Source organism: Lacticaseibacillus sp. YLM2-1 (assembly GCF_056583465.1).
In genome coordinates, this window is sequence record NZ_CM152617.1 from 312,520 (window position 1) to 326,327 (window position 13,808).

A 13,808-nucleotide genomic window follows, 5' to 3' on the forward strand; every position below is an offset into this window, starting at 1 on the left:
GTCAAACATGATTGCATGGTGGCAAATAGCACTTTTAACATTATATGCAGGCTATCAAATTCTTGATGAACTGCAAATTTATTCAGCCATGAGTTCACCAGTTTTCGCCGGCTTAATTTCCGGCTTGGTTATGGGCGATATGAAAGCCGGTCTGTTGATCGGTGCATCCACACAGTTGATGGTTCTTGGGGTCGGCACATTCGGTGGTGCATCTAAAATTGATGCCAACTCTGGTACCATTCTCGCAACGGCATTCTCCGTTAGCGCCGGCATGAAGCCAGAAGCAGCGGTTGCTGCGATTGCGGTTCCTGTTGCAAGTATCATGATTCAAACTGATATTCTTGCTCGATTCTCGAACACTTTCTTTGCTCATCGGATTGACAAGATGGTTGATCAAAATAACTACAAAGGTATCGAACGTTACTTCCTTGCTGGCGCGCTTCCGTGGGCACTGTCACGGATGATTCCAGTTGGCTTGGCTTTAGCATTTGGCGGCGGCTTCGTTACCGACCTTGCCCATGTTTTGAATACCAGTTGGAAATGGTTAGGCGATGGCTTGGCAACAGCTGGTGCCGTCTTGCCTGCTGTCGGGTTTGCCATTCTGTTGCATTACCTGCCACTTAAGAAACACTTCCCATACCTCATTATGGGCTTTGTTTTCACCGTGCTGTTCACGACACTGTTTGGCAGCGTTCAGACCTTGGGTACCGCAGTTGCTGGGGTAGCTAAAGGGTTCACTGCTTCCTTCAACGGTTTGTCCATGCTTGCTATGGCATTGATTGCGTTTGCCTTTGCTGCAATCAGCTATCAACAAACAACAAAGCTGCACGATATCGCAGTTGGCAATGGTAATACAGATGCAGCGTCAGGCACAGCTGCAAACAAGACTAATGAACAGGGGGAAATCACCGATGATGAACTCTAATAAACCTACGTACAAATTGACCGATAAAGATTTCCGGCAGATTAACCGGCGCAGCCTGTTCGGCTTCCAGTTGGGTTGGAACTACGAACGGATGCAAGGTTCGGGTTATCTTTACACCATTTTGCCGCAATTGCGCAAAATCTACGGTGATGGCACACCAGAGCTCAAGAAAGTCATGAAAACCCACACCCAGTTCTTCAACACGTCAAACTTCTTCAATACCATCATCACTGGGATTGATTTGGCTGTCGAAGAAAAAGAAGGGATTGCTGGCGAAGAAACTGTTGCCGGGATTAAAACCGGTTTGATGGGGTCCTTCGCTGCTATCGGTGATTCAATCTTTGCTGCCTTGATTCCAGCTATTTTCGGGGCGATTGCTGCACAAATGGCAACGCAAGGCAACCCAGTTGGGGTCTTCATCTGGATCGCTGCTCAAATTGCCGTCATGGTATTTCGTTGGAAGCAATTGCGAATTGCTTATAACGAAGGGGTTTCGTTGGTCACAACAATGGCGCATCGATTGGCTGCTTTGACTGACGCTGCTACCTTGATGGGTGTCTTCATGGTTGGTGCCTTGGTCGCAACCATGATCAATGTTAAGATTGGTTTTGCGCCGAAGATCGGCAGTGTACCATTGGATTTCCAGAAATACTTTGACTTGATCATTCCAAAACTGCTTCCAGCCTTGATTGTTGGCGCGGTTTACTGGTTGCTTGGTCGTAAGCATATGACCTCAACCCGGGCGATTTTCATCGTATTGATCGTTTCGGTGCTGCTGTCGGCACTCGGTGTCATTGCTAAGGGTTAATTTGGTATCAGAAACGTTTTAAAGGAGTCTTTCGATATGAGTAAATTAGTTTTGATTAGTCACGGGCAACTGTGTGAGGAGCTTAAGAAGAGCGCTGAAATGATCATGGGTCCCCAAGACGATATTACCACCGTTGCACTGTTGCCAAATGAAGGTCCGGAAGATTTTCAGGCCAAGTTTAAAGCTGCTGTAGAGGGGCAAGACGATGTTGTCGTCCTTGCCGACCTTAAAGGCGGCACGCCGAATAACGTCGCAGCCCGTGTCTTGGCTGAAGGCGGCAAGTTCGACCTGTATTCTGGCATGAACCTGCCGATGGTCATCAGTTTCCTGAATGCCCAGATGTTGGACATGAAGCCAGATCTGATCGGCGATGGTAAGGCTGGCATTGCTTATATCAATGACATTGTGAAGCATTAATCAGCCAAAAGGTTCTTGGAAAGCTCGTGTCGAGTTGTGACACGGGCTTTTTCTGTACGCCAATTGCTTGACTGAAAGTGTGATAATTTGCTGTTCTATTAAGTTAGTAAGGGTCAATTGTCACTAAATCAAAATACTTCTGAAATTGACTTTGGTCGACAAAACCAGTCTGAGCTTGCATCGTGTTTAGCATGCCAGTTGTCATGGCTGTCTTCAAGATTGTTTCATCTGAGTTTTGATCGTGGATACCCATCGCGAGTCCTGCTAAAGTTGCATCGCCTGATCCGACTGGATTGACGACATTGATCTTAGGAATGCCAGCGTGGTAGAACTTGCTATTGTGCTTGACGAAGGCACCATCTGCACCAAGTGAGACGACAATCCACGAAACACCGTTGAAGATTGGTTCTTGCAGATTTTGCTTGAGAGCTGCGTAATCTTTCTTATTAATCTGACGCTTAAGCAAATCACTTAATTCTTCGTCATTTGGTTTAATCAGAAGTGGTTTCAAGGGTGCACCAAGCGCGTTTTTTAGTGTTGCTCCGGACGTGTCTAATAATACTTGGACACTTTGTTTTTCAGCGTGAGCAATCATTGAGGTGTAATAGGTCGGTGGCAATCCTTGCGGCATAGAGCCTGAAATTGTCACCAGATCTGCATAGGCCAACAAAGTATCAAAATGGGTTAAAAAACGATTTGCGTCATCTTGTGAAAGCATTGGTCCAGCTTCGAGAATTTCAGTTTGATTGCCACTGTCATGCAAAATAGCAATAGAACTGCGAGTTTCGGCATCAATCGTCATAAAATCGTGTTTGATACCTTCTATATCGAGTTGGTGCTGTAGCCATTGTCCAAAATAACCGCCAATAAAACCAGTTGCGGTAATATCGTGATTGAGTTGATGAATAACTCGAGAAACATTTAGTCCTTTACCACCGGCAGTTTTTCGCACATCTGTAGTTCGATTAATAGTATCAATGGCTAGATGCTCAAGTGGGTAGGATACATCGATGGAAGGATTCAAAGTAACCGTTAAAATCATACGCTTGCCTCCATAGCACAAAAGTCGACTCAATTTGGAATCGACTTTTGTTTTGATTGGATGATTAGTCGGTGATCAGCCGCGTGACTTCCCGCCAGAAACATTGACCGTTTGGCCTGTCATGTAGCTTGAGCGATCGGACAAGAAGTAGGTAACTAGATCGGCCACTTCAGAAAGTTTGCCACTACGTCCTAATGGAATAGTTGATGTTTTGGCATATCCTGCGCGTAATTGTTCAACCGTTTGGTGGCGAGAGTATGCTAATCCTTCTTCATAAGAGAGTGTTCGTAATCCGGTTGCTTCAAGGACCCCAGGAGCCACACCAATCATGCGGACATTGTATTGGCCAAGTTCCTTAGCCCAAGCACGCGTAAAGCCATTAATAGCACCTTTAGTGCCTGAATAGATACCAGCACCTTGTGATCCTTCCAGTCCAGATTCAGAAGACATGTTGACGATAACGCCTTTATGCTGTTTCACCAGCTCTTTGACAATAATTGAGGAGCAAAGCCAAACACTTTTGACATTAATCGTAAACATTTTATCGAAATTAGCCTCATCAATGACATATTGGCCGTCCGGTTCATTGGGATCAGTTAAGATACGGGGAATATTGATGCCAGCATTATTAACCAAGCCGTCGATCGCACCAAACTTTTCTTTAGCGGCCGCGACCATATGCTCGACCTGATCTCGCTTGGTCACATCGGTTTCAACAAAGAGCAGGTTGTCATCTTTGAATTTACCTTCCTTAAGGTCTGCATTGACGACTTTTGCGTGATTATTAATGAGATCCTTAACAATAGCGTCGCCAATACCTGATGAGCCACCTGTTACAACGAAAACCCGATCATCAATATTCAACCAATCTTTAGCCATAATATAATTCCTCCTAAAATATAAATTGACTATTTACTCAGCAATTTAGTTTTTACTTTGTCTTGGTATCGGTGACATACAGACGCTGACGCTTATACGCGATGTATGTGTAAGCAAATGCACTGATAAACAGGATGCCGATGACCAAGAATCCGAGACTAACCTGGCCAGTAAAACCTTTTGTCAGCAGATAGGTGATTGGCGAACCTGCTTGGTCCAGCGATGAAACCTCTTTACCTTTGGCCAATAAATTCGTTGCATGACCTAAGGCAATTTCGAGTGGGTACATCTGATTTGAAATCCAAATCGTGATAAACATGATAACTGAACCCGAAATCAAAGTTCTAAAAATATTGCCTTTATGAACGCCGGTTGCAATCGCAATAAAGAAGCCAATTGTTGCCAAATCGCCAAAAGGTAATACTTTGTTTCCTGGCACAAGAATTGCGATCAACAGCGTGATGGGAACGAATAGTAAACCAGCGGCTATGACGTCTGAGTTGCCTAGTAGCAAAGCAGGGTCCATCCCAATGGTGAAGTTGCCACCTTTGAAATGTTTGTCCATAATCACTTTTGCGCCTTTTGATATTGGAATGAGACCTTCCATGATGAACTTGACAACGACTGGCATGAGAACCATAACAGCCGCCATTTGAATGCCTAATTGTAATGATTTGCCAACTGGGAACTTCGCAAGTAGTCCAATGATGACCCCGAGAATGGCACCAATAATGGAAGGTTGGCCTAAGACGCCGAACTTTTCCTCGACGGTTTTGGAGGTGATGGTAATTTTGTTCAATCCTGGAATGTGTTCGATTAAATCATCGATTGGTTTAGCAAAAATCCCCATATAGGCTGATGTACCATGTGGAATAGAGATGCCTTCCAAACCGAAAAAGTTATCCGTGACAGGCCTAAAGATATCGCCTAACTTGTACGCAATGGCGGCATGAATACAGATAGCGACGATGCCCCAAGTGAAACTACCAGTTGCGATTTGAACAATAGCGCCTGTGAAAGCCATATGCCAAATATTCCAAATATCGACGTTGACAACTTTTGTTAATCGGGTGAGTAGCATGACAACGTTTACTGCAATGGCAATTGGAATCGCAATGAGTCCCATTGCAGAAGCCCAAGCCATTGGGGAAGTACCTGGCCAGCCAATATCAACAACACTCAATCCTAAGTTGAAATTCTTTGCCATCGCTTCAGCAGCCTTACCCAAATTATCTGTCAAAAGCGAAATGACTAAGCTAATGCCGACAAACCCAATCCCAATTGAAATGCCGGCGCGCAGTGACTTGCCAACACCTTGCCGTAAACAGATGCCCAATATGAAAATAATAATGGGAATCATGACGCTTGGTCCCAAATCAACAATGTACTGTATGACTTGCATTTTCTTACCTCCTGAAAGAAGTTAAAACAAAACAGACAATGATGCTTCAAACAGCAATCTATGGCTTGAAGCTGATACGGGGTAGGAACTAACATGTTTGGAGAAGATGCAAGGACAATGAATTAATTGAAAGCGATTCAGATGATTTATGAAAGCCCTTACACGAATGATGATAAACACTTTTTTAGAAAATGCAAGTCTATATTTAAAAAATAGTTCCGGTATAGACCCATAAAACAAGCTTTTCTCGGAACATTAGGCTATTTAGCTGACGAATATATTTGATAATCAAGAAAGCGCTTGCACAAATTGAAATTAACGACTATGATGTCCTTTGAAAGCGATTTGGAACATGGAGCGTGATCTAAATGGCACTATTAGACAGAAATTTGATTCATCGGAATGTTACTTTTTCAGATTCGGATAACGCCTTGAAAATGATGGCAGAAGCTATGGTTGCTCAGCATTTTGTGAAGCCATCTTTTGTTGAGGCGGTTATTAATCGAGAACACCAATTTCCAACAGGACTTCCCACCGGTGGCATTACAGTGGCGATACCTCATGCAGATTGGACAAATGTTCATAAAGGCACCATCTCGGTCGCAACGCTTAAAAACCCGGTTGCGTTTAAGAATATGGGCGATCCAGATGAAACGCTCAATGTACGGTTAATCTTTATGCTTGCGGTCGATGAACCACATGCTGAGGTGAAGCTGTTGCAGGATCTAATGGGGATTGTGCAGAATCAAGCGACACTTCAAGGGCTACTGGATGCGAAAGATGATGACAGTTTATACAACCGATTAGAAAGCATGTTTCGCGATGTGACGGTTGGTACAGGGAAAAAGGAGTCTTCAAAATGAAAAAAATTATTGTCGCGTGTGGATCCGGTATTGCAACATCAACAGTTGCACGTAATGCACTTGAAGAAAAGCTGAAAGAAAAAGGCATTGATGCCACACAGGTATCAATGGATCAAACTTCGATTCCCCAGCTTCGATCTAAGGCTGATCAATTTGACTTGGCCATTACTACAGGCAAATTCACTGAAGATATTGGCGTGCCGATTCTGAATGGTCTGCCTTTCTTAACCGGCATTGGCGAAGATGCGCTGGTTGAAAAAGTTATTGATGTCCTTGATTTAAAGCCGAAAGCTTAATCATGTTGAATTGCCACACAAACATGGTATGATCGGATAGAAATGTTTGATTGTACTTTTTAATAAATCAGGTTAGTCGTTTAGTTTATGATGTGGTAGCGTCAAAAACTAAAAAGAGGGATAGCCCTCTTTTTTTTTATGATTGAAAATGTGAAACTGTGATCGTTTACTTAGAGTGGGAGGTGTTTATGTTTGAAATATTTTGGTGTGACGCTTGCATCCACTGAAGCTACGCATATCACCCGTGACAACTTTTACGAGCCCCTCGATTTAACGATTAGAAAGCGGCTGCTATTTAATTATGCTTTAAAAAATCGGCGCTGGATCAAAGTCAACGGCTTTTTGAGACGCCCCGGGGAGTGGCTAAACGAGAAGGAAGCTTTTGAGGTGACAAGCTTAACGTCACGCATGCCACTGGAACAACTTCAGCGACGGTATCCAGATTATTATCCAGTGATCAATAAATCTCGCTGGTTAAGTCATCGTGATGAGGCGCAGCGGCTTTTTGATGCGTTTATTCCGAAAGTGAAGCGACGCAAACGCGCACGCTATGATGATGAAATCGCAGAATTTTGTCATGATAACGGTTTTGTTCAAATCGAGTCACTCCGAACGCACGCAGCCAGAGGGGCTGGCGCTTATGTGATGGTCCTAGACGATTATCTGTCGGTTTATTTTAGTGTTGTCCCTAATGTTGCGAGCTCAATTATCGCTCACTGGGATGCATTGTTGGATTTAGATGCCATTCAATCACTAGATACGTTGCCTATCGATGCCTTCAAGGCACTGGATACCACACGGATCTTCGTAAAAACAACTGAGAAACGCAACCTTGAAAAACTCAGAAGCAAATTAGAGGATCTTGTGCCATATCGATATGCCCTCAATCAATCATCACCGGACATACCGGGAATGGGCGGTACTCAAGATACTAACTTAGCGCTATTTCCTAAGGGTGTTGAAGTACACGATGCCATGGGCGGGTATGAGTTGTTCGAGTATGACTTAGCCCGCGAACTGAATGTTCGACCGCGAACAGATGATCATTAGTTATTTGTCACGCAAAAACAAACCCCACTAGCTAATATTGTTGGTTTAACCACCAAAAATTAGCTGGTGGGGTTTTGTCATGTCGAAACACTTAGCTGGCCGTCATTGTCATCTCGGACCACCGAAAGTGAGTAGAAGCTAGACAATTTGAACGCATGTATCCAAGCTTAAATTCTTTTGAATTGATATCAATAACAGTACAATAAAGAAAATCAATCCTAAGTTGAAGGTGGGACCTATATGGGCGACAAGTCTGCAATAATTGAACTTATAAAAAATCAAATTACTGCTAAAACAACACAACTAACGACTGATAATATTCAAAAAATAACTAATGATATTCAAAGCTTACTTAAAATTCTCAATGACTTAGCAACAATTGAATTTGTTGCTACATCCTCAGTAACACAGGAAGATGAGACGGCAGCGTTCACAACTGGTCAAGATAGGACACAGGCTGAAGAAAGACCAATAGCGGTTGCTGAGGTCAAAGACGATGTTGAGCCAGTTACAAGTGAGCAGGTGCCAGCCGCCTCCACCGAGGCAACCTCTGAGAAAGAAGTGTCATTCTTTTCTGAACATTGGTTGGATCAGCGTCACGCATACATTGGCCGGTTTCACCTTGATTTAAATGGTGGGCATGTCGGTCCGATTAAGGTATCAGAGAGTAAGCTACATAAAATGGCAAATGCGCCGACAAATGGAGATTGGGTTAAGGCCGAGGAGATTAAGGACGACGAGCTGCTGCGCTACAAAATTACCACGCTGAAACGCGATCCCTTGCCGACCGAAATTGTTCGGCTGCAATTTTTACCGGCTGTCTATCGACAAGATGTCAAACGCTGGTATATTGAGTTTCAATCGCCTGAGCACGAAACTACCCAGCAATTGTTGCTCGGTGACTACGATGTGCTCTCATTCAAGCTGAAGCCAGGCGATTATATTGACTATGCTTACCGGCGGGGGCAAGAAATTGATGGCAAAATCGTTTGGAAGTACACGGCATCTGCTGTAGTCGCTACCCGAATGAAACGCCAATTTGCCAAATCGGCACTAGAAGCGTCGGCAGAAACAAAGCCTAGTCAGCCAGCGCCAGCCAAGAAGAAGGTCAGCGTGGCACCTGTGCGGCAACTACGCCAGGTTTTCGCCGATAAGTCACTGTTACTCGTTTGCATTGAAAACTCCGCCATGCCGCGCAAGGTGAAACGGCATGTTGAAGACCGTGGCGGCAAGCTCATTCTCTCGCCGCGATCAGATTCGAACGCCATGTTGAAGAAAAAGGTTCAAAAGGCCGACATGGTCATTGTGACCACCGATTTTGTTGATCATGGACAGATGTATGCTGCTAAAGACGAGGCTAAGCGAATTGGCAAACCGATTTGGATGGCAAAGAATACCAATGAGCGAAACATGTTGCAATGGTATAAACGTCATTTTGGCACGCAAACGGCGGATCAAGAGATTGAGCAGGCGGCTGAATAAGGGGTGCTGTATAACGGGACAAGAAAATGCCCATTTTCAGGTTGTGACGTGTGATCGTCGCCTGAAAACGGGCATTTTTCTTAGAAGAGTGTGGCTGTTGGTGATTTGGCCTTGCGGGACTATTTTGGAACAGGTGCTTCTTGCTGATGCCAAGTGGCGTAAATCGCGAGTATTCGATCTAAGGCCTCTTTGAGTAATGGCCGTGGCATGCCAATATTCAGCCGGACGAAACCTTCACCATCGGCCACAAAATAGCTGCCGACAACACAGGAAAGGTCGCAAGCGGTGAAGAAACGCTTCAACTCGGCTTCATCAGCAAACAGTCGTCGGACATCGATCCAAGCCAGAAAACCAGATTCAGCTGGCATCACCTGCATCTCCGGGATCTCAGCAAGCCGATCGCGTAGATAAACAAAATTATCAGCTACATAGGCGACCATTTCATCTAGCCAAGCGTCACACTTGGTATAGGCTGCGATCAGGGCAGGTATGGCGAAACTGTTCGGTGAAGTGATTGAATTGGCGGCGAATTGTTGCGCTAACCGACCGCGAATCCCAGCGTCAGGAATGACGACATAGGACGTTTTTAACCCGCCTAAGTTGAAGGCCTTATTAGGCGACAAGCACAAAATACTGTGATCGCGAATCGCTGGGCAAGCCTGCCAGATGCTAGTAAAGTGGACGCCGGGATAAACAATATCGCGGTGAATTTCATCGCTCACCAGCAAGACGTGGTGCTGAAGGCAAAGATCACCGACCTGTTCGAGTTCCTCAGCCGTCCAAACACGACCAGATGGATTTTGCGGACTGCAGAGGATGAATACTTTCACATCTGGCCGTGCCATTTTGTCGGCCAGATCTTCAAAGTCAAACACATAGCGGTCATTTTCTAGTTTTAACGGGCTGGTGATGAGCTGTCGCTGGTTGTGCTCAACGGCTTCGGCGAACGGATCATAGGCCGGTGTGTTAATCAGTACACTTTCGCCAACTGCCGTAAAGGCTTGAACAATATAATGCAAGGTTGGCACCGTGCCGTAACTCAATTTCAACCAATCTGCTTCAAGTTCAAGCCCAAAACGGCGCGCGTTCCAAGCAATAACGGTTTCGTTAAACGCATCTGGGATATAGGTGTAACTATAGTCAGAAACTGCGGCGCGGGCCATAACGGCATCGTGAATCGGTGGTGCAACAGGAAAGTCCAGATCAGCCAGATCCATTGGAATCGCGTTAGGCGTTAGGCCGAACTTCTTTGCCAACACACTATCGGCCCATTTGCGCGCGTTACCGGCTTTACGGTCAAAAAGGGTGTCAAACTGACTCATATTCTTGGTCCTCCAGTAACATCAAGTCTTTGCTTGTCTGATTCAGCACCTGTGCACCAGTATCCGTGATTAGAACATCGTCTTCGATACGGACACCGCCGATGCCGGGCAAGTAGGCGCCGGGTTCAATGGTGACTACCATCCCCGGTTGCAAAACCGTTTGACTCTGAGGGTTCAGAATCGGTTGATCGCCGCCTAGTCCGAGACCATGGCCCAATCCGTGGGTGAAACAATCGCCATAACCGGCAGCGGTTAACACGCCACGCGCAATCGCGTCAATCTCTCGCGCTTGCACACCGGGTTTTAAGGCATCAATAGCAGTGAGTTGAGCAGTAAGGACGGCATCATGAACGGCTGAGAGCTCGGGCTGCGGTTCGCCGATTGTGAGCGTGCGTGTCATGTCTGATTGATAATCGTTAAGGACAACGCCAAAATCAATCGTGATCAATTCACCGCTTTTCAGTTGCCGGTCAGTCGCCCGACCATGTGGCAAAGCGCCACGTGGGCCGCTAGCGACAATTGGATCGAAGGCCATGGCAGATGCGCCCGCCTGTAAAGCATAGAAGTGCAGCCATGCATTCAGTTCATATTCGCTGACCCCGGCCCGAATATGCGGTAGCAAATGGGCAAAGACCTGATCTGTGACCATACAGGCAGCCGTGATCGCTTGAATTTCCACGGCATCTTTGACCGCTCGACTTTCAGCCAGCAGGCTATCAGCTAAACTCAACGTCCAATTCTGTGCGGTCAGAGTCTGAAACTCAGGAATGGAGAACCCGGTACTGACAAGTGCGACCCGCCGACATAATTGAGCGCTTAAAAAGCTAACGAGTTCCGGTAAGTATTCGCCTTGCGGTACTTCAATATTGGTAAACCCACTGGTGTCAGCCGCTTCATTGTGATATCGGCCATCGTGAAATTGTAGCGCTTGGGTGGGGGTAACCACCACATACACGCCACTGCCAGGCAAGGCACCAACGTAGCGTTTGCTTTGACGATCGTGCAGCAGTAAGGCGTCAATTGCCTGCATCGTGAGTGCTTGTTGGATTTTTTTCAAATGTGTCATTTTGGCCTCCTATGGGTGCGTTAACTTCTAAGCGCGCTAGATCACGATCTCAAACGCGTTCACTGTCGCAGAAACCTGCACATGAGGACATCAAGCACAATGGGCAAAGTGCGCCCATCGCACTTGAGGCCACTTATGTTACGGTTTCTAAGCGCGCCAGTTCACGCTCTAGAAGTCTAAATCCAGTCCAGCGAGGGTGTCTTCGTCTTCTTTTGAGAAGATGGACTTTTTCGCGGCTTTTTTGGCTTCGAGTTTTAGTTCTGCGCGTTCCATGACCTTGAAAAATGGCCAGTAAAGGGCGACAGCCAGCACGAGTTGGAGGGCGTTGGCGAAGATGGTGCGGTAGTCGCCGTTGGTTAGAAACCCTTCAAGGAAAACGCCGACATATGGTGGATTGAAAATCGGTTTGGCGATCCAGCCCCAGTGCATGAAGAACATCGGTAGCGTGCCAATGATGGCACCACCGAATACATGGGGGATGAACATGATCGGATTGAGAATGATCGGTGCGCCAAACAGGATAGGTTCGTTGATGCCAAATAAGACCGGGAACAACGAAATTTTGCCGATTTTCCGATAGCGTTTGCTCTTCGAGAGCATGCAGGCAACGACGCAGCCGATGGAAATGCCGCAACCGGTGAAACCGAAGAAACTAGAAACAGCACCAGCTGTGTAAAAATGCGGAATGGCTTCGCCGGCGTTCATCGCAGCGATGTTTTCAGCGATAAACGTGACCATAATCGGGCTGGTGATCGGGGAGAAGACCGATGAGTGGATGCCAAAGAAAAACACGGTACAAATCGCAAAGTTGAGCAGTAAGACCGCCCATGGATTGTCCATGCTACCGACCAGCGGCGCCAAGAAGCGGGTTAGAATACTTGGTGGCAGCTCGCCAGCAAAATTCAGGAAGGCAAATCGGCCAGCGATAAATGCGCCACCGGTGATTAAGGTGACTGGAATCAGTTCGAATGAACGGGAGACAAAATCTGGTACCCCGTCAGGCATTTTCAATGTTAGGTGATGGGTTTTGCACCAGTGATAGAGCTCGACTGTCAGCAAGGCCACGATCATGCCGGTGAAAAGTCCTCGAGCACCTAGATTGGTGACGTCTAACTGACCGGTTTTAGTGAACGTTGCGACCATCATCAGGAAAGCAAAACCGGACAAGGTGACACAGCCTGGAATGTAGAGTTTGTAGTGATTGCCTAAGTTGTACGCGATGGATAAACAGGCATACAGACCAATCATGCCGATGGATAACTTCACTGGCAGATCGAACAAGTCAGCATTGCTAGTGATGAAAAGCGAGACAGCATTTTTAGGACCGAGCATGTTAGGCAACGCCGGAATAATCGTGAAAATACTGCCGAGGATGGTGAACGGTGTCATGGCGACCATCCCCGCCTTGATCGCGCTTAGATGACGCTGATTGTCGACCTTGTGTGCGATCGGCATGAAGAAGCGGTTCATGAAAGACTCGAATTGACTGAACATCGTGTAATCCCCTCTCAAAGTCCTACCGATGAAACGTTAGCCAGCGTGCCTTTTTTGATACTTCGCATGGGTCAGCAGTGCTAGTTTCATAACCGTGGCGCCATCCATTTGGCCATACACATCCTTATCAATGACAGCAAATGGAATGTGCCGTGGATCACAGATTTCCCCAATGTAGCCAGTTTTATGACCAATCTGTGGTCCTACCAACACGATGTCATAGTTATCGATTTCTTCTTCAAGACCGTCCACGGGAATCGCGTCGAATTTAAAATCATCTTCGTTTAATTTGTGGCTATCTTTGACCACCTTGGCCATATTTTGCATCAACATATTGGTAGAAAAGCCACCGGCACAGCACAAAAGAATTCGCATCATTATTTTCCTCCTTAGGTTTAGGTACGGCCATTGACCGATACCCTGTCACACATTGGTTTTCGTTGTTTGGGCTTCAAAAATGGTAATCAAAGTTTCAATCAAATCGCGTGCGAGTTGGCTGGTCATGTAGTGATCCTGCGCATGTACCATCAGAAGACTCACCGGTTCCGGCGTCTGATTAGGATCAAACTCGCGGCAAATCATTGCCGTCTGGGCGTTATGAGCGGCAACATCAATCGCCTTAGCCTCAGCCAATAAGCTGCGGGCTTTGGCAAAATCCTGTGTTTGCACCGCCTGCAAGGCCGCAAATGCCTTGGTTTTACTCTCACCGGCATTAGCAATCAACTGCATAATTTCTAATTCTTGGGTCGTTGCCATTGGGGT

At 46.2% G+C, this 13,808-nt stretch carries 15 protein-coding genes; 7 read left to right on the top strand and 8 right to left on the bottom strand.

Annotated elements, in window-relative coordinates:
• Positions 1-7: 7 nt before the first annotated feature.
• Genes AC07KQ_RS01520 through AC07KQ_RS01530 form a run of 3 tightly spaced genes read left to right on the top strand, consistent with a single transcriptional unit; the run spans position 8 to position 2,150 of the window.
• A complete protein-coding gene (locus tag AC07KQ_RS01520; RefSeq protein WP_003573365.1) occupies positions 8-925 on the top strand; it encodes a PTS mannose/fructose/sorbose/N-acetylgalactosamine transporter subunit IIC in 918 nt (305 codons plus the stop codon).
• Positions 912-1,733, top strand: coding sequence for a PTS system mannose/fructose/sorbose family transporter subunit IID (locus tag AC07KQ_RS01525; RefSeq protein ID WP_003563140.1), 822 nt, complete (start codon positions 912-914; stop codon positions 1,731-1,733). The genes AC07KQ_RS01520 and AC07KQ_RS01525 overlap by 14 nt, the downstream gene beginning before the upstream one ends.
• Positions 1,734-1,769: 36 nt before the next feature.
• Positions 1,770-2,150 (top strand): PTS sugar transporter subunit IIA, encoded by a 381-nt coding sequence (locus AC07KQ_RS01530; RefSeq protein ID WP_016386751.1) that lies wholly within the window; start codon positions 1,770-1,772, stop codon positions 2,148-2,150.
• 103 nt (positions 2,151-2,253) lie between these two features.
• On the opposite strand, the gene AC07KQ_RS01535 is transcribed toward AC07KQ_RS01530, so the two are convergent.
• From AC07KQ_RS01535 to AC07KQ_RS01545, 3 genes are all read right to left on the bottom strand, one after another.
• Complete coding sequence (locus AC07KQ_RS01535; RefSeq protein ID WP_274990991.1) at positions 2,254-3,192, bottom strand: hexose kinase; 939 nt, start codon at positions 3,190-3,192, stop codon at positions 2,254-2,256.
• A gap of 75 nt (positions 3,193-3,267) precedes the next feature.
• Positions 3,268-4,071: an SDR family oxidoreductase gene (locus AC07KQ_RS01540; RefSeq protein WP_003563146.1), complete on the bottom strand. Its 804-nt coding sequence runs from the start codon at positions 4,069-4,071 to the stop codon at positions 3,268-3,270.
• A gap of 52 nt (positions 4,072-4,123) precedes the next feature.
• Entirely contained in the window at positions 4,124-5,473 is a 1,350-nt protein-coding gene (locus AC07KQ_RS01545; RefSeq protein ID WP_013245380.1) for a PTS galactitol transporter subunit IIC, read from the bottom strand.
• A 368-nt stretch (positions 5,474-5,841) separates the two neighbouring features.
• Between AC07KQ_RS01545 and AC07KQ_RS01550 the strand changes: the two genes are divergently transcribed.
• The 4 genes from AC07KQ_RS01550 (at position 5,842) to AC07KQ_RS01565 (ending at position 9,164) form a co-directional block, all read left to right on the top strand.
• Positions 5,842-6,336, top strand: a complete 495-nt coding sequence (locus AC07KQ_RS01550) for a PTS sugar transporter subunit IIA (RefSeq protein WP_003563151.1) — start codon at positions 5,842-5,844, stop codon at positions 6,334-6,336.
• Entirely contained in the window at positions 6,333-6,632 is a 300-nt protein-coding gene (locus tag AC07KQ_RS01555; RefSeq protein WP_003563153.1) for a PTS sugar transporter subunit IIB, read from the top strand. Before AC07KQ_RS01550 ends, AC07KQ_RS01555 begins: the two co-directional genes overlap by 4 nt.
• Before the next feature lie 192 nt (positions 6,633-6,824).
• Positions 6,825-7,682 carry a hypothetical protein gene (locus tag AC07KQ_RS01560; protein ID WP_003563155.1) on the top strand — a complete coding sequence of 286 codons (858 nt, stop codon included), beginning with the start codon at positions 6,825-6,827 and terminating at the stop codon, positions 7,680-7,682.
• Positions 7,683-7,922: 240 nt separating this feature from the next.
• A complete protein-coding gene (locus tag AC07KQ_RS01565; RefSeq protein WP_013245381.1) occupies positions 7,923-9,164 on the top strand; it encodes a DUF2325 domain-containing protein in 1,242 nt (413 codons plus the stop codon).
• Between the two features lie 119 nt (positions 9,165-9,283).
• Here AC07KQ_RS01565 and AC07KQ_RS01570 read toward each other — a convergent pair whose 3' ends face one another.
• From AC07KQ_RS01570 to AC07KQ_RS01590, 5 genes are all read right to left on the bottom strand, one after another.
• Entirely contained in the window at positions 9,284-10,486 is a 1,203-nt protein-coding gene (locus AC07KQ_RS01570) for a MalY/PatB family protein (protein ID WP_003563159.1), read from the bottom strand.
• Complete coding sequence (locus AC07KQ_RS01575; protein WP_003568867.1) at positions 10,473-11,552, bottom strand: M24 family metallopeptidase; 1,080 nt, start codon at positions 11,550-11,552, stop codon at positions 10,473-10,475. Before AC07KQ_RS01575 ends, AC07KQ_RS01570 begins: the two co-directional genes overlap by 14 nt.
• Positions 11,553-11,720: 168 nt before the next feature.
• Positions 11,721-13,046, bottom strand: coding sequence for a PTS sugar transporter subunit IIC (locus tag AC07KQ_RS01580; protein WP_003563162.1), 1,326 nt, complete (start codon positions 13,044-13,046; stop codon positions 11,721-11,723).
• Positions 13,047-13,082: 36 nt separating this feature from the next.
• Positions 13,083-13,421 (bottom strand): PTS sugar transporter subunit IIB, encoded by a 339-nt coding sequence (locus AC07KQ_RS01585; RefSeq protein WP_003563165.1) that lies wholly within the window; start codon positions 13,419-13,421, stop codon positions 13,083-13,085.
• Between the two features lie 48 nt (positions 13,422-13,469).
• A complete protein-coding gene (locus AC07KQ_RS01590; protein WP_003563167.1) occupies positions 13,470-13,802 on the bottom strand; it encodes a PTS lactose/cellobiose transporter subunit IIA in 333 nt (110 codons plus the stop codon).
• Positions 13,803-13,808: the final 6 nt, after the last annotated feature.